This window comes from Streptomyces katrae (assembly GCF_000966975.1).
GTDB classification, from domain to species: Bacteria; Actinomycetota; Actinomycetes; order Streptomycetales; family Streptomycetaceae; genus Streptomyces; species Streptomyces katrae.
The window spans coordinates 1-1,125 of record NZ_JZWV01000906.1 but is presented as its reverse complement, the minus strand read 5'-3'; the positions used below and the strand labels follow the sequence as shown (position 1 = coordinate 1,125).

1 protein-coding gene is annotated in these 1,125 nt (G+C 75.2%); it reads right to left on the bottom strand.

What is annotated here, in order from left to right:
- Positions 1-1,125 (bottom strand): DoxX family protein (locus tag VR44_RS42020; protein WP_425424540.1); only part of this gene is annotated, 1,125 nt, incomplete at both ends.

Sequence of the window (1,125 nt, the reverse complement as noted above, 5' to 3'; positions counted from 1 at the left end):
CTCCGTCGTGCCGGGGGTGTTCAGCCGAGGAGGCCGCCGACGAGGCCGGGCTTCTTGGCGGTGGTGTCGCTGGTGCGGCTGCCCGAGGAGGTGGCCGGGGGCTGCTGGGGGCTGGACTGCCGGGGGGTGCTGCTGCGCGGGCTCTGGCCGCTGCCGCTGCCCTTGGTGGCGGTGGGGGCGCCGGAGCCGGTGCCGGTGCTCTGGGTGGGGGCTCCGCTGCCGGTGCGGCCGGACTTGGCGGCGGGGGCGGTGGAGGAGGCCGAGGCGGACGGGGAGGGCTGCTTGGAGGGCTGCTGCTTGGCCGGCCCGGACTGCTGGCGGCCTGGGGGCTGGGGCAGGGGGCTGCCGGGGACCGGGGAGGTAGTTGCTGGGGGCCTGGCCAGGGCCGGGGACGGTGACGACGGTGCTGGAGCGGACGGCTCCGCCGAGGAGGGAGCCGATGAGGAGGGTGAGCCCGCAGACAACGGTGGCCATGACGGTGCCGCGGCGCAGGACGCGGCGGCGGAGCTGCCACATCTCGGAGCGGGGTCCGAGGGTGCGCCAGGCTTCGCCGGCGAGGCGTCCGTCGAGGGAGTAGACGGGGGCCCCGGCGATGATGAGCGGGCTCCAGGCGGCGAGGTAGATGATGTCGGGGGCGTCGTAGGCGGGGACGGTCTTCCAGCTGACGGTCATCAGCAGGGCGGCGGAGAGCAGGGCGCCGATGCAGGCGGCGAAGCGCTGCCAGAGGCCGAAGACGGTGAGCACGCCGACGATCACCTGGAGGAAGGCGACGGTGAGGCCGGCGCCGACGGGGTGGGCGAGGGCGAAGTCGCGCAGGGGTTCGGCGAGGGCCCAGGGGTGCAGGGTGCGCAGCCAGGTGACCATGGAGCCGCGTTCGCCGCCGTCGAAGTAGACGGGGTCGCAGAGCTTGCCCATGCCGGCGTAGATGGAGATGAAACCGAGGAAGACGCGCAGCGGGAGCAGCACGACGCCGAGGTTCATGCGGCGGCCGGGGTAGTAGGAGGCCTGGGCCTGGGCGCGGCTGTCGGCGGGGCGGCGGGTGTCCGGGGCGGGCCCGTCGGGGTGGGGGGGCGGCTGGTCGTAGGGGTCGTACGGTCCTTGGGGCCGGTACGGCTGGTCGGGTAC